This window comes from Klebsiella sp. JN_Kp121 (genome assembly GCF_040062145.1).
GTDB lineage: Bacteria > Pseudomonadota > Gammaproteobacteria > Enterobacterales > Enterobacteriaceae > Klebsiella > Klebsiella aerogenes.
The window spans coordinates 39152-54402 of sequence record NZ_JBEAHX010000027.1; the positions used below are offsets into that span (position 1 = coordinate 39152).

A 15251-nucleotide genomic window follows, 5' to 3' on the forward strand; every position below is an offset into this window, starting at 1 on the left:
GACAGTGACAACAAAAGGCGGGATATCCCGCCTTTTTTCATTCGCCTGGCATCAACGCTGCGCCGCCAGCCGGGCGCGGATCTGTGACAATGATTCGTAACCAAACAGCTGGCCATCAAGGAAACGAGTGGTTAGCTCTCCCTGACCTTCTTGCTCCTGGCTTTGATCGTCATGCAGCCGTAGCTCGCCGCTGGCATCGCGCGCTACGCGTAACAGCCCGCGCGCAGAACGTTTCAGGCCGTTGTCGGTTTTTGGCTCCTTAAAGAGCGCTCTTCCTTCGCCATTCACTTCCCCCCAGGTGGCTTTCATCGCAAAGCCGAAAGTATCACGCGTATTGTACTGGTAGGTATATGAACCCACCCCGAATACCACGTTAGCGCTGGCAAAGCCTTTAGCTTCCAGGCGACGCAGGATCTCATCCGCTCTCGCAAGCGTAATAGAATCGCCATAAATCAGACCTACGTGGGGGTCCAGCACCTTATACCCCTTCTCGTTAATCGTCCCGCCAAAGATTTCCCACAGCACCTCAACCGAACCTTTCTCCTCGGCGCGACGATCGCTGCGGGTATCATCATCGGCGGCAGTGCCGCAGAGGATAGCCACCGGATCGCCGCTGTCCGGTCGGAATACCACACGTCCCTGGCGTTGCATAATGACGGCTTTCAGTTCGCGGGTATACTCGGTCAGTACCTGCCAGTAATCCCAGGTATCGGAAACAATAGAGACAAACCCCTGCGGGTGGACGTCAGAGATGAGCCGGCGAAAAGTTTCTATCTCCCGATCCCGCTCGCCCATACACATCACGCTATGCTCGGTAGCGGGGATGCTGGCGCCGATCGTGTCTTCTTCACCCCGAGTATAGTAATCACGAGCGTAGAGCAGCGCAGGCAGGCTATCCGTCCCTTTAAAGCTAATCAGATGCCCGCTGCCAGACTGTGCGGCGTCATGTAGCCCGGACATGCCGCGAAACGAAAAGTCGTGGCATTGAAAATCCAGATGTGTCAAATCGCTACAGGTTTGCTCCGCCCAGCGTTCGCAGATCAGACGATAGTGATGCGCGATAGTGGCATTAGTTGACGTTTTCCACAGTTCTGCCGAAAGGACCGTCTCCAGATAGTTCACCAGCCAGAAAAACTGCGGCAGGGTATTGGTGATGGTTAAAACCGGTACCTTCATCGGCACTTTCGTGCCCTCATCCAGCGCTTTGATGTGCAGCGGCAGGTAGCCTAGCTGATGCAGCTCGCGGATATGATCTACCGCGACACTATCCCGTCCCAGGTAGCCGTCCATAACCTGCTTATACTCGCTGACCACTTCCTCTTCCGGACGAGCGAAAAAGCCCTCGTTAAACAGATCGATGAGGAACCACTGTAAAAAACCCTGTAAGCCGAAGAATACCAACTTGCCATCCGCTAGCGGCGACTGAAAGAAACGGTCGCCGCGCGGCGTAAAATTCGAATAGACCTTAGTCGTCCCCTGTGGATACTGAACGCGATGGGAAACTTTATAACCATCGATAGCCAGAATCGGATTCATTTTCATTTTGTTATCCCCAATAAGCGCGGTAAATGGTTTCAATATCAATCAGTTCCAGCTGTGGATGGACTAAAGCCGCAGAGGAATAAGAGGTGGTGGAGTAAATGGCATCGATGCCATTATTCAATAGATGCGTAATGCCTTTAGAAAAGACGCCATGCGTCACGTACAGGCTAACGCTACGCGCGCCGGCGTCACGCAGGACCTGCGCCGAGCCGATAAACGTTCCACCGGCATCGCAAAGATCATCAACGATCAGTACCGCTTTACCCGCCACCTCTCCGGCCAGCAGCGAAAAGCCTGTTAACGCGCCGCTAGCGACATCTCGCTCCTTACTGAGGATCGCAAACTCGCTGGCGCCACAGGCTTTAGCGACATACTGAATTTTCTTTAACGCTCCAGCATCCGGCGCCACCAGCATTAACTTCCCGGCGGCGATGGCACGTCGCAGATGGGAGTTCTGCAGCATGCACTGTTGTTGGCTAATCGCGACCAGGTTGTTTACCGCCGCCGCCGCCGCCTCACTATGCGGGTCGAGGACTACAATTTTGTCGAATCCCAGTGTATTCAGCTGCTGTGCAAAAACTTTCAGCGCAAAGCTGTCGCCTGGCACCATATGGCGATCCTGGCGCGCCCACGGCAGCCATGGCAGCTCCAGATGGCTGAAGGCGACATCGGTCACATGGCGAACGGCCTCCACCAACTGGGCCAGCAGCATAAAATCATTCATATCACGTAGCGCGACCGCCCGAATGCGCATTAACGCGGCGGAGGCCGGCAGCTCACCGGTCACTTTCAGCCAGCCTGCGCCATCAGGGAAGACGCCGCTGGCAAGGGTTACCGCTGTATCGTCCAGCAAAAGTGTGAATTTTTCGCTCATGATGGCCTCCTCGCCTAAATTATGTCTCTTGGACACAATTGATAATGTCCTTAAGACACTATTCATGCAAGCATTAAATATCGTTCCGCGACGAAAAAGAATTAACCAATTGAAAGATAGAAGGAAAAAATAGCCACTTGCCGCTCTGAAGGGGGCTGGTACACTTGTCGGCGTTCTTATTGCGCAGCGAGCATGTTATGACCACCGACGCCGATTACCTCAACCACTACGACGCCAGCCGTTTTCCTTCACCGCTGGTGACCGTCGACAGCGTGCTGTTTACCCTTCATCAGGGAGCGCTGTGCGTACTGTTGGTTGAACGCGCGAATCCGCCACAGCAAGGCGCATGGGGGCTGCCCGGCGGATTTATCGATACGGGCCACGATGAGTCCACCCGCACTACGGCGCTGCGGAAGCTGACGGAAAAAACCGGCATTTCCCCTTCATGGCTGGAGCAGTTCGGTACCTTTTCCGGACCGGACCGCGATCCGCGCGGTTGGAGCCTGACCGTTGCCTGGTTCGCGCTAATCGCCTGGGTCGATTGTCAGCCGCATATCGCCAGCGTCAGCGACGCCCGCTGGGTGCCGGTCCAGCAGCTTGATGAGTATCACCTTGCCTTCGATCATCGGCAGATAGTCAGCGCCGCGCTGGAGCGCCTGCGCCAGAAAACGATGTATTCGTTATTGCCTGTTTACTGTTTGGGGGATACCTTTACCCACGGCCAGTTGCAGGAAGCGACCGAAATCATCCTCGGCCAGCCGATTCAGCGTAAAAGCCTAATCCGCCGTTTTGAGGCCTCCGGCATGTTCGAAGAAACCGGAGAAACGCTGGCGACAGGGGCGCGAAAGGCGCGATTGTGGCGGCTCAAGCCCGGTGCGGATATCCACCTCTTCTCGCGCAATCTGCTTGCCGATTAGCCGCAAGACCACATATTGGCTAACCGCCCACTTTTATGCGCGGTATAGTGTTCTAAAAGTTTCTTAATAATCCTGGTACTATGGTTGAAATAACCCCGACAGCAGTGACGCCCCCCGATAACGATTCGCGCGAATTCCATCCGATGCGCGGCGTGGGCAATCGTCATCTGCAAACCATGCTGCCGCGGATCATCCGCCGCAAGCTCCGATTTACGCCGCACTGGCAGCGCCTTGAGCTGCCGGATGGCGATTTCGTCGATCTGGCCTGGAGCGAAGACCCCGCCGGCGCGCGCCACAAACCGCGACTGGTGGTCTTTCACGGTCTGGAAGGCAGCCTGCACAGCCCTTACGCCCACGGTTTAATTCACGCCGCCATGCAGCGCGGCTGGCTCGGGGTGGTGATGCATTTTCGCGGCTGCAGCGGCGAGCCGAATCGCAACAGTCGTATTTATCACTCTGGCGAAACGGAAGACGGCACCTGGTTCCTGCACTGGTTGCGGCGTGAATTCGGCGCCGCGCCGACGGCGGCGGTAGGCTATTCGCTTGGCGGCAACATGCTGGGCTGTCTGCTGGCGAAAGAAGGCGACAATATTCCGCTCGATGCGGCCGTCATTGTCTCGGCGCCCTTTATGCTGGAAGCCTGCAGCTACCATATGGATAAAGGATTTTCGCGCGTCTATCAGCGTTACCTGCTCAACCTGCTGAAAGCCAACGCCTCGCGCAAGCTGAAAGCCTATCCAGGCTCGCTGCCGGTGGATCTTCGCCAGCTCAAAAGCATGCGCCGCATCCGCGAATTCGACGACATGATCACCGCCAAAATCCACGGTTTCGCCGATGCGCTAGACTATTACCGACAGTGCAGCGCGATGCCGCGCTTAAGCGATATCACCAAGCCGACGCTGATCATTCACGCAAAAGACGATCCATTTATGGACCATCATTCAATACCGCCGCAGGAACAGCTGCCGGCTAACGTCGAATATCAGCTCACGGAACAAGGCGGCCACGTTGGCTTTGTCGGCGGTACGCTGCGAAAACCGCAAATGTGGCTGGAGCAACGTATTCCGGATTGGTTAACCCGCTGGCTGGGAGGACAAGCATGATTATTCCCTGGCAGGATCTCGATCCCGAAACGCTGGATAATCTGATTGAAAGCTTTGTGTTGCGCGAAGGCACCGATTATGGTGAACATGAACGTTCGCTTGCCGATAAAGTCGCCGATGTAAAACAGCAGCTTAAAACCGGGGAGGCCGTACTGGTGTGGTCAGAACTGCACGAGACGGTCAACATCATGCCCCGCAAGATGTTTAACGGCTAAGCGCCATGCCCCTCTAACCGCGAGAGCCTGGCGCGATACGGCGACACACCATCACTTAATCAGGGAGTTGTTATGTCTGCCAAACATCCAGTGATCGCAGTCACGGGCTCCAGCGGCGCGGGCACCACCACCACCAGCCTCGCGTTTCGCAAAATTTTCTCGCAACTGAACCTGCATGCCGCGGAGGTCGAAGGGGATAGCTTCCATCGCTATACTCGCCCGGAAATGGACATGGCGATCCGCAAAGCGCGCGATCAGGGCAAACACATCAGCTACTTCGGCCCGGAGGCCAACGACTTCAGCCTGCTTGAACGCACCTTTTTAGAGTACGGCGAATTCGGCAAGGGCCAGTCGCGAAAATATCTCCATACCTATGATGAAGCGGTTCCCTGGAATCAGGTTCCCGGCACCTTTACCCCGTGGCAGCCGCTGCCTGAACCGACCGACGTGCTGTTTTATGAGGGGCTGCACGGCGGCGTGGTGACGCCGCAGCATGACGTGGCGAAACATGTCGACCTGCTGGTCGGCGTGGTGCCGATCGTCAACCTCGAATGGATTCAGAAGCTCATTCGCGATACCAGCGAACGCGGCCATTCGCGCGAAGCGGTGATGGACTCAGTGGTGCGTTCGATGGAGGACTACATCAATTTCATCACCCCCCAGTTCTCACGTACCCATATCAACTTCCAGCGCGTGCCGACGGTCGATACCTCGAATCCGTTTGCCGCCAAAGGTATTCCATCGCTCGACGAAAGCTTCGTGGTGATTCACTTCCGCAATTTGCAGGGGATTGATTATCCCTGGCTGTTGGCGATGCTACAGGGGTCGTTTATCTCGCATATGAACACCCTGGTGGTGCCGGGCGGTAAGATGGGGCTGGCGATGGAGCTCATTATGGCGCCGCTGGTCGAGCGCTTGATGGAAGGCAAAACCATTAGTTAAGGGCAAAATAAAACCCCGGTCGCCGTGCTGCCGGGGTTAGTGTCCCGCTACGTCAATTCGCCTCAGGCTTCGATGACTTCGTAAGAGTGGGTGATGTTGACCGCCTTTTCCAGCATCAACGCCACCGAGCAGTACTTCTCCGCGGATAAATCCACCGCACGGGACACCGCCGCATCCTTCAGCTCTTTACCGGTGACGATAAAGTGCAGATTGATATGAGTGAACAGGCGCGGCGCCTCTTCACGGCGTTCGGAGGTCAGCTTCACTTCGCAGTTAGTGACGTTTTGACGCCCTTTTTGCAGGATAGACACCACGTCAATTGCGCTACAGCCGCCCGCCGCCATTAACACCATCTCCATCGGGCTGGGCGCTTTGTCCCCGGAGTTGCCATCCATTAAAATCTGGTGGCCGGAGGCCGACTCACCGATGAAGGTTAGACCTTCCACCCATTTCACACGCGCTTGCATAAAATTTAACTCCGCTGTTGCAATTTTCCTGACAGATTACGCGCACATAACAAATCTCGCAACGGAAGGCGACCTGGGTCATGCTGAAGCGAGACACCAGGAGACATGCGGTGAAAGCTATGCTAAAACAGTCTGGATGCTACAGTAATACATTGATGTACCGCATGTATGCTGAGGAGTTCACATTACAGGCTGCATAAATTGAGCAGCCAGCTTCCCAGGCATAGGGAAAAATACGATTGCATGCCCGGATGCCGTGTAGTGTCGGCGTCCGGAGATAGCTTATAACAGAGGATAACCGCGCATGGTGCTTGGCAAACCGCAAACAGACCCTACCCTTGAATGGTTCTTGTCTCATTGCCACATTCATAAGTACCCATCAAAGAGCACGCTGATTCACCAGGGTGAGAAAGCGGAAACGCTTTACTACATCGTAAAAGGCTCCGTGGCTGTACTCATCAAGGATGAAGAAGGTAAAGAGATGATCCTCTCTTACCTCAACCAGGGCGATTTCATCGGTGAATTAGGCCTGTTTGAAGAAGGTCAGGAACGTAGTGCCTGGGTACGTGCGAAAACCGCATGTGAAGTGGCCGAGATCTCTTACAAAAAATTCCGTCAGTTAATCCAGGTGAACCCGGACATCCTGATGCGCCTTTCTTCGCAGATGGCGCGTCGTCTGCAGGTCACTTCCGAGAAAGTCGGTAACCTTGCTTTCCTCGACGTGACGGGCCGTATCGCTCAGACCTTACTGAATCTGGCGAAACAGCCTGATGCCATGACTCACCCGGACGGGATGCAGATCAAAATCACCCGCCAGGAAATTGGCCAGATCGTCGGTTGCTCTCGTGAAACCGTCGGCCGTATTCTGAAGATGCTGGAAGATCAAAACCTGATCTCGGCACACGGTAAAACTATCGTCGTCTACGGTACCCGTTAAGTCGCTAAACGGCGTATTGCTCCGCGCAGTACGCCGTTTTTGTTTCTCCCATGTGGCGCAGGCTGATTTACCACCCGGAAGTCAACTATGCACTGCGGCAAACGCTGGTGCTGTGTCTACCTGTGGCCATCGGGCTTCTGCTCGGCCATCTGCAGCAAGGGCTGCTGTTCTCTTTAGTTCCCGCCTGTTGCAATATTGCCGGTCTCGACACCCCGCATAAACGTTTTTTCAAACGCCTGATCGTTGGCGGCTGCCTGTTTGCCGGCAGCAGCCTGATTGTGCAATTGCTTCTGGCGCGCGACATCCCGTTGCCGCTTATCCTCAGCGCGCTGGCGCTGATTCTCGGCGTGACGGCGGAAATCAGCTCGCTACACGCTCGCCTGTTGCCGGCATCGCTTATCGCCGCCATTTTTACCTTAAGCCTGGCCGGCAATATGCCCATCTGGGAGCCGCTGCTTATCTATGCGCTGGGAACCTTGTGGTACGGACTCTTTAACTGGTTCTGGTTTTGGCTCTGGCGAGAGCAGCCGCTGCGCGAGTCGTTAAGCCTGCTTTACCGCGAACTGGCTAACTATTGCGAGGCCAAATATAGCCTCCTGACGCAGCACACTGATCCGACGACCTCCCTGCCGCCGCTGCTTACCCGCCAGCAGAAGGTAGTCGATTTAATTACCCAGTGCTATCAGCAGATGCATATGTTAGCCGCCAACCAGCGTAGCGATCATAAGCGACTGCTGCGCGCGTTCCAGGTTGGGCTGGATCTGCAGGAACATATTTCAGTGAGCCTGCACCAGCCGGAAGAGGTGCAAAAACTGGTGGAGCGCAGCCATGCGGAAGCGGTCATCCGCTGGAACGCGCAGACCGTTGCCGCTCGTCTGCGGGTGCTGGCGGATGATATTCTCTACCACCGCTACCCGCGCCGCTTTCAGATGGATAAGCAAATCGGCGCGCTGGAAAAAATCGCCTATCAGCATCCCGATAACCCAGTTGGCCAGTTCTGCGCCTGGCACTTCAGTCGTATCGCCCGCGTGCTACGTACTCAGCGACCGCTGTACGCACGTAACCTGATGGCGGACAAAGAACGACGCCTGCCGCTGCTACCGGCCCTGAAGAATTACCTGTCATTGAAATCCCCGGCGCTGCGCAACGCCGCGCGCATCAGCGTAATGTTGAGCATCGCCAGCCTGATGGGCAGCGCCCTGCACCTGCCGAAGCCTTACTGGATCCTGATGACCGTGCTGTTCGTGACGCAAAACGGTTACGGCGCCACCCGCGTGCGGATTGTCCACCGGGCGGCAGGCACCCTGGCGGGCCTGGTGATCGCCTGGCTGACCTTACACTTCCACGTACCGGAGAGCTATACGTTAAGCGGTATGTTGTTCATCACGCTGCTGAGCTATCTCATCATTCGTAAACACTACGGCTGGGCGATGGTGGGCTTTACCGTCACCGCGGTATATACCCTGCAGTTGCTAACGCTTAACGGCGAGCAGTTCATCGTCGCCCGCTTTATCGATACCATCATTGGCTGTCTGATCGCCTTTGGCGGGATGGTCTGGCTATGGCCGCAATGGCAGAGCGGCCTGCTGCGTAAAAACGCCCACGATGCCCTGGAGGCCGATCAGGAGGCTATTCGGCTGATACTTAGCGCCGATCCGCAGGCCCCGGCGTTGGCCTACCAGCGTATGCGCGTCAACCAGGCGCACAACGCCCTGTATAACTCGCTTAACCAGGCGATGCAGGAACCGGGTTTTAACTCGCACTATCTGGAAGATATGAAGCTGTGGGTAACCCATAGCCAGTTTATCGTTGAGCATATCAACGCCATGACCACGCTGGCGCGCGAGCATACGATGCTAACGCCTGACCTGGCGCAGCGGTATCTGGAATCTTGTGAAATTGCGCTGCAGCGCTGTCAGCAGCGTCTGGATTCAGACGGGCCGGGCAGCGCGGGCGATGTAAATATTATGGAATCCCAGGACGGGGAAGTGTTGCGTGGGCCGCTCAGCACCCTTGAGCAGCATCTGCAGCGGATCCTCGGCCATCTGAACACCATGCACACCATTTCGTCGGTGGCATGGCGTCAGCGTCCGCATCACGGCATCTGGCTACGCACGACTAGGCGCTAAGCACGTTTTTAACCGCCTGCGCAAAGCGCGCCATCCCTTCGGCGATATCGCTATCATCAATCACCAGCGACGGCACAAAGCGCATTACGTCCGGCCCGGCGTTTAACACCATCACCCCGGCCTCCGCCGCGGCATAGAGGAAATCGCGCGCGCGTCCATGATGCTGCGGCTTAAGCGCGGCGCCGATTAACAGCCCCATGCCGCGGATGTCGCTGAACAGATCAAACTGCGCATCGATCTGCTGCAGGTGTTCGACAAACAGCGCCCGTTTGGCATTCACGCCCTCCAGCACCTGCGGCGTGTTAATCAGGTTGAAAGCCGCGGTCGCCACCGCGCAGGCCAGCGGATTGCCGCCGTAGGTGGAGCCATGGGAACCGGCATGGAAGGCGCTGGCAATTTCATTGGTGGTCAACATCGCGCTAATCGGGAAACCGCCGCCGAGCGCTTTCGCGCTGGTCAGGATATCCGGGGTCACGCCGTAATGCATATAGGCGAACAGCGAACCGGTACGGCCCATACCGCACTGCACTTCATCAAATACCAGCAGTGCCTGATACTGGTCGCACAGTTCGCGCAGCCCCTGCAGGAACGCCGGCGTCGCCGCCATCACCCCGCCCTCGCCCTGAATCGGCTCAACCACCACCGCGCAGGTATGGTCATCGATCACCGCTTTCACCGCCTCGAGATCGTTAAATGGGACATGCACGATATCTGCCGGTTTCGGCCCGAAACCGTCAGAGTATTTCGGCTGACCACCAACCGAGACGGTGAACAGCGACCGTCCGTGGAAGGCATTATGGAAAGCGATGATTTTGGTTTTGTACGGGCTATGGCGAGTGATTGCGTAATGACGCGCCAGCTTGAACGCCGTTTCATTGGCTTCCGTACCGGAGTTCATAAACACCACGCGTTCGGCAAAAGTAGCGTCCACCAGTTGGCGACCCAGGCGCAGCGCCGGCTCGTTGGTAAAAACGTTGCTGGTGTGCCACAGGGTTTCGCCCTGCTCGTGCAGCGCCGCCACCAGCGCCGGGTGGCAGTGGCCCAGCGCGGTCACCGCAATCCCGCCGGCAAAATCAACGTACTCTTTGCCCTGCTGATCCCAAACGCGGCTGCCTTTCCCCTTCACCGGAATAAACTCCGCCGGTGCATAAATCGGCAGAATGACTTCATCGAATGTGGCGCGGGTGATTGCCGGTTGCTCTGTTGCCATGTGATGCCCATCCTTCTGTGTAACGTGCAATGATTGCGATGTTTTAATCACAAAATATGCATAATAAATCAACCCATGGCAACTACAAATCAGCGTTTAAGGAAGTTTTCCAGCAGTTGGTGTCCCTGTTCGCTAAGAATACTCTCCGGGTGGAACTGCACGCCTTCGAGATCCCACTGGCGATGGCGGATACCCATGATTTCACCGCTGGCGCTGCGGGCGGTAACGATAAAATCCGCGGGAAGGGTTGGCGGGTCGATAACTAATGAATGGTAACGCGTAACGGTGAGCGGGTTGTTTAACCCCTTAAAAACGCCCTCGCCGTTGTGCTCAATAAGCGACGTTTTACCATGCATGACCTGAGCGGCGCGTACGATGGCGGCGCCGAAGACCTGGGCGATAGCCTGATGACCCAGACACACGCCGAGCAGCGGGGTTTTTCCGGCATAACGGCGGATAACGTCCAGCGAAATACCTGACTCATCGGGCGTGCAGGGGCCCGGCGAAATAACGATTTTCTCCGGCGCCAGCGACGCTATCTCTGCCAGCGTTAACTCATCGTTACGCTTAACCAGCACCTCCGCCCCCAGTTCGCAAAAGTACTGGTACAGATTCCAGGTGAAAGAGTCATAGTTATCGATTAGCAGGATCATAGCGGCTCCGGAAAAAACAAAACCGGGCTATTCTACTCAGATTCCCGCGCTTCGCTTACCACTTTACGAAAGATCCGCTCCAGCGGTTCCGGGTCGCCCATCGCTCCCAGCTGGTTAGCCTGGCTCCACGCATCCGGCTCAATACCCCGCCAGTCGAGCAGGTAGCCGGCGTGAATGGCCAACTGTTCGAAGAAGATCCTTTGCGTCAGGCCGTTGCCAAGACGGAACGGGTGCAGGACATTGATTTCGCCGTAGTACCAGCTCAGGCGCTCGACGAACGTCTCCCGGGGTTGTTCACACAGATAGTCCTCTTCTTCCAGCTTGCGCATCAGCGCGTTACCCTCTTTCTCTATCCACGCGAAGTGGCAAAACGGCGTATCGCCCTGGTAGATATCGATTTCCCGCAGTTTGCCCGCCCAGTCAAAGAGATCCTGATAAAGTTGCCGGTGAATGGCGCACAGATGCGGTAAGCCGCGGCCGCGCGGGCCCAACGGGATCGTCGCCGCGCGCAGGGAAGTGAATTCCCAGGCCGTTTGTTCCAGCCGCTGTGCCTGACGAATACCCAGCCGATTACGCAACACATCCAGCGTCGGATAGAGATAGGGGTCGCGATCGTCGCCATATTTAGCGCTCATGACGCCTCCTCAGCTCGGCAAGACGCGCCAGCGCTTCCTCAGCCGTCAAGGTAATGAGCGGTACCGTCGCGCCTTCAAGGCGTCGGCTGGCCTGAAAATTGGCATTGCGGGTCTGTTCCCAGAGCCGGGATTTTTGTTTATCGGTGAGTAAACGCATGGTCGCCTCCCTTGTCGTCCCCTGTGTGCCACAAGTATAAGCAGCAATTTCAGGTTACGCAGAGAGGCAAGCTGGACGCAGGCGGACCGCCCGCGCCTGAAGAAGATTACGGCAGCACTTTCGCCGAGAGAATAACGACCGGTTTGGACGGAACATTTTGGTATGGGCCGACGTTGTGGGTCGGAACCTGAGAAATTTTGTCGGCGACGTCCATTCCCTTCACCACTTTACCAAATACCGCGTAGCCAAAATCACGCTGCCCGTGGTCGAGGAAAGCGTTATCAGCCACGTTGATGAAGAACTGGCTGGTCGCGCTGTCCTGATCGGCGGTACGCGCCATGGCGATTGTCCCGCGGGTATTACGCAGGCCGTTGTCGGCTTCGTTTTTAATCGGCGGGTTCGGCTGCTTTTGCTGCATCTGCTCGTTAAAGCCGCCGCCCTGCACCATAAAGCCTGGGATCACCCGGTGGAAGGTCGTGTTGTTATAGAAACCGCTGTTCACGTACTTCAGGAAGTTATCGACAGAAATCGGCGCCTTCTGGCTATTCAGCTCCAACTCGATGTTGCCAGCAGAAGTGGTCAGCAGTACGTGCGGGTCGCCCTTGGCCGCCATGGCGGGGGAGAATGCTGAAATGGCGAATACGGCAGCCATCGCCGCCAGAGTGGATTTGAGCATGGAAATTCCTTAACGGAGCAGAGTAAAAAGCAAGTGCCTTGATTCTAAAGAGCCTTTGCATAGCGGGCTAGCCTTTTACCTAATTTTACTTAGCTGAAACACTTGTTACGAACTGACTCAGGGGTGAGCAATCTTATTAATGTGATCAATGTCACACAAAACCATGCAATAAGCTCTACATTTCAATATAAACGTTTGCCTTCATCACTTGAATGAATAAAATCTGTGCGCCCGGCGCAGCGTCAACGCGCTTTACCTATCTATTCACAGGCCTGTCATGACTAACAGCAATCGTATCAAGCTCACATGGATCAGCTTTTTCTCCTACGCCCTGACCGGCGCGTTGGTGATCGTCACCGGGATGGTGATGGGGAACATCGCGGATTATTTCCATCTGCCGGTGTCCAGTATGAGTAACACCTTTACCTTCCTCAATGCCGGTATTCTGATTTCTATCTTCCTGAATGCCTGGCTGATGGAGATCGTGCCGCTGAAAACCCAGCTGCGCTTCGGCTTTATCCTGATGCTGTTAGCTATCGCCGGGCTGATGTTCGGCCACAGCCTGACGCTGTTCTCCGCGTCGATGTTCGTGCTCGGTCTGGTCAGCGGGATCACCATGTCGATCGGTACTTTCCTGATTACCCACATGTATGAAGGCCGCCAGCGCGGCGCGCGTCTGCTGTTCACCGACTCCTTCTTCAGCATGGCAGGGATGATCTTCCCGATGGTCGCCGCCGTTCTGCTGGCGCGCAGCATCGAGTGGTACTGGGTTTACGCCTGTATCGGCCTGGTCTACGTTGCTATTTTCGTGCTGACTTTCGGCTGTGAGTTCCCGGTGCTTGGCAACAAAGCGCTGGCGGAAAACAGCCAGCCGGTAGTGAAAGAGAAATGGGGCATCGGCGTGCTGTTCCTTTCCATCGCCGCGCTATGCTACATCCTCGGTCAGTTGGGCTTTATCTCCTGGGTACCGGAATATGCCAAAGGCCTCGGCATGAGCCTCGGCGACGCCGGTAAGTTGGTCAGCGATTTCTGGATGTCCTATATGATTGGCATGTGGTCGTTCAGCTTCATCCTGCGATTCTTCGACCTGCAGCGCATCCTGACCGTGCTGGCGGGCCTGGCGACAGTCCTGATGTATCTGTTCATTAACGGTTCGCCGGAGCATATGCCGTGGTTCATCCTGACCCTTGGCTTCTTCTCCAGCGCCATCTATACCTCGATCATTACTCTGGGCTCGCAGCAGACTAAAGTCGCTTCACCGAAGCTGGTGAACTTCATTCTGACCTGCGGCACTATCGGCACCATGCTGACCTTCGTAGTGACCGGGCCGATCGTCGCGGCCAGCGGCCCGCTGGCCGCGCTGCACACCGCGAACGGCCTCTATGCCGTGGTATTCGTGATGTGTCTGCTCCTTGGCTTCGTTTCCCGCCACCGTCAGAACGCGTCGGCGCACTAAGCCTTAGGCCCCTTTGCTTCGGCAAAGGGGCTATTTTTGGTAAAAAACAACTCCTCGCCGCCTTTATCGGTCTGTATCCACGTCTGCGCCAGCTGCGTAGTCGCAATGACCCTTCCCTGACGAATTGACCACCGTACCGGCACCTGGCAGCGTACGGCTTCAAAACCGTTTTCCGCCGGCAAGATCACCAGATTGGCCGGGTTGCCGGTAGCAATGCCGTAATCATTGAGCCCAAAGGTTCTGGCGCTGTTGTGGGTAATCAGCTGCAGACTGTCGTTAATCTGCTGATAGCCCATTAACTGGCAAACGTGTAGCCCCATATGCAGCACCTGTAGCATGTTGCCGGTTCCCAACGGATACCATGGGTCGAACACATCATCGTGGCCAAAACAGACATTAATGCCGGCCGCCATCAGCTCCTTAACTCGCGTCACGCCGCGCCGCTTCGGGTAGTCATCAAAGCGCCCCTGCAGATGAATATTGACCAGCGGGTTGGCGACGAAGTTAATGCCCGAGAGTTTTAACAGGCGGAACAGCCGTGAGGTATAAGCGCCATTATAGGAGTGCATCGCGGTGGTATGGCTCGCGGTCACCCGGGGGCCGATTCCCTCTTTTAACGCCAGCGCGGCGACCGTTTCGACAAAGCGCGACTGTTCATCGTCAATTTCATCGCAGTGGATATCCAGCGGACGCTGGTATTTCTGCGCCAGACGGAAAGCGATATGCAGTGATTCCACACCATATTCACGGGTAAATTCGAAATGCGGGATCGCCCCAACCACATCGGCGCCCAGCCGTAACGCCTCCTCCAGCAAACTCTCACCATTGGGGTAGGATAAAATCCCCTCCTGGGGGAAGGCGACTATCTGCAAATCGACCCACGGCGCTACCTCTTGTTTGACTTCCAGCATCGCTTTCAGCGCGGTCAACGTTGGGTCGGAAACATCGACATGGGTGCGGACAAACTGGATGCCGTTAGCGATTTGCCAGCGCAGGGTTTTCCACGCGCGGGCTTTCACATCCTCATGGCTTAGTAGCGCTTTACGCTCGGCCCAACGCTCAATCCCTTCGAACAACGTTCCGGACTGGTTCCAGTTCGGTTCTCCCGCCGTCTGCGTGGTATCGAGATGAATGTGCGGTTCGATAAACGGCGGGATGGCCAATCCGCCGCGGGCGTTAAGCACTTCGTAGCTTTCGCTGCGCGCCTCTCCCATCGGCGTAATGTCGCCGAATCGCCCTTTATCAATCGCAATCTGCCACAACCCTTCCCTCTTCGGCAGATGGACGTTCTGAATTAACCACAGCGGCGTTGTCGACATAGTTTGCTCCCCTGAATAT

At 56.1% G+C, this 15251-nt stretch carries 16 protein-coding genes; 7 read left to right on the forward strand and 9 right to left on the reverse strand.

What is annotated here, in order from left to right:
* Positions 1-51: 51 nt before the first annotated feature.
* Together ABLU86_RS18720 and prs are read right to left on the reverse strand one after the other, a co-directional pair.
* Positions 52-1542 carry a nicotinate phosphoribosyltransferase gene (locus ABLU86_RS18720; RefSeq protein ID WP_139397215.1) on the reverse strand — a complete coding sequence of 497 codons (1491 nt, stop codon included), beginning with the start codon at positions 1540-1542 and terminating at the stop codon, positions 52-54.
* Between the two features lie 4 nt (positions 1543-1546).
* Positions 1547-2416: a ribose-phosphate diphosphokinase gene (prs, locus tag ABLU86_RS18725; RefSeq protein WP_139397217.1), complete on the reverse strand. Its 870-nt coding sequence runs from the start codon at positions 2414-2416 to the stop codon at positions 1547-1549.
* 197 nt (positions 2417-2613) lie between these two features.
* Between prs and ABLU86_RS18730 the strand changes: the two genes are divergently transcribed.
* From ABLU86_RS18730 to ABLU86_RS18745, 4 genes are all read left to right on the forward strand, one after another.
* Positions 2614-3333, forward strand: coding sequence for an NUDIX domain-containing protein (locus tag ABLU86_RS18730; protein WP_108684469.1), 720 nt, complete (start codon positions 2614-2616; stop codon positions 3331-3333).
* 80 nt (positions 3334-3413) lie between these two features.
* Complete coding sequence (locus ABLU86_RS18735; RefSeq protein WP_015703647.1) at positions 3414-4436, forward strand: hydrolase; 1023 nt, start codon at positions 3414-3416, stop codon at positions 4434-4436.
* Positions 4433-4651 (forward strand): YheU family protein, encoded by a 219-nt coding sequence (locus tag ABLU86_RS18740; RefSeq protein WP_015369405.1) that lies wholly within the window; start codon positions 4433-4435, stop codon positions 4649-4651. Before ABLU86_RS18735 ends, ABLU86_RS18740 begins: the two co-directional genes overlap by 4 nt.
* A gap of 72 nt (positions 4652-4723) precedes the next feature.
* Entirely contained in the window at positions 4724-5593 is an 870-nt protein-coding gene (locus ABLU86_RS18745) for a phosphoribulokinase (protein ID WP_015369404.1), read from the forward strand.
* A 62-nt stretch (positions 5594-5655) separates the two neighbouring features.
* Here ABLU86_RS18745 and ABLU86_RS18750 read toward each other — a convergent pair whose 3' ends face one another.
* Positions 5656-6060, reverse strand: a complete 405-nt coding sequence (locus ABLU86_RS18750; RefSeq protein WP_015703648.1) for an OsmC family protein — start codon at positions 6058-6060, stop codon at positions 5656-5658.
* A 304-nt stretch (positions 6061-6364) separates the two neighbouring features.
* Here ABLU86_RS18750 and crp point away from each other — a divergent pair, with 304 nt between their 5' ends.
* Entirely contained in the window at positions 6365-6997 is a 633-nt protein-coding gene (gene crp / locus ABLU86_RS18755) for a cAMP-activated global transcriptional regulator CRP (protein ID WP_000242758.1), read from the forward strand.
* Between the two features lie 50 nt (positions 6998-7047).
* Positions 7048-9126: a YccS/YhfK family putative transporter gene (locus ABLU86_RS18760; protein WP_015369402.1), complete on the forward strand. Its 2079-nt coding sequence runs from the start codon at positions 7048-7050 to the stop codon at positions 9124-9126.
* Here ABLU86_RS18760 and ABLU86_RS18765 read toward each other — a convergent pair.
* The 5 genes from ABLU86_RS18765 to ppiA form a co-directional block, all read right to left on the reverse strand.
* Entirely contained in the window at positions 9116-10336 is a 1221-nt protein-coding gene (locus ABLU86_RS18765; protein WP_015369401.1) for an aspartate aminotransferase family protein, read from the reverse strand. The genes ABLU86_RS18760 and ABLU86_RS18765 overlap by 11 nt on opposite strands.
* An 89-nt stretch (positions 10337-10425) precedes the next feature.
* Positions 10426-10989 carry an aminodeoxychorismate synthase component 2 gene (pabA, locus tag ABLU86_RS18770; protein ID WP_015369400.1) on the reverse strand — a complete coding sequence of 188 codons (564 nt, stop codon included), beginning with the start codon at positions 10987-10989 and terminating at the stop codon, positions 10426-10428.
* Positions 10990-11021: 32 nt separating this feature from the next.
* A complete protein-coding gene (locus tag ABLU86_RS18775) occupies positions 11022-11624 on the reverse strand; it encodes a putative adenosine monophosphate-protein transferase Fic (RefSeq protein WP_032713183.1) in 603 nt (200 codons plus the stop codon).
* Entirely contained in the window at positions 11614-11781 is a 168-nt protein-coding gene (locus ABLU86_RS18780) for a YhfG family protein (RefSeq protein ID WP_064506480.1), read from the reverse strand. The genes ABLU86_RS18775 and ABLU86_RS18780 overlap by 11 nt, the downstream gene beginning before the upstream one ends.
* A gap of 106 nt (positions 11782-11887) precedes the next feature.
* Positions 11888-12457, reverse strand: a complete 570-nt coding sequence (ppiA, locus tag ABLU86_RS18785; protein ID WP_015369397.1) for a peptidylprolyl isomerase A — start codon at positions 12455-12457, stop codon at positions 11888-11890.
* A gap of 277 nt (positions 12458-12734) precedes the next feature.
* Between ppiA and tsgA the strand changes: the two genes are divergently transcribed.
* A complete protein-coding gene (tsgA, locus tag ABLU86_RS18790) occupies positions 12735-13913 on the forward strand; it encodes an MFS transporter TsgA (RefSeq protein WP_015369396.1) in 1179 nt (392 codons plus the stop codon).
* Here tsgA and ABLU86_RS18795 read toward each other — a convergent pair.
* Positions 13910-15232: a cytosine deaminase gene (locus ABLU86_RS18795; RefSeq protein ID WP_045361162.1), complete on the reverse strand. Its 1323-nt coding sequence runs from the start codon at positions 15230-15232 to the stop codon at positions 13910-13912. The genes tsgA and ABLU86_RS18795 overlap by 4 nt on opposite strands.
* Between the last annotated feature and the right edge of the window lie 19 nt (positions 15233-15251).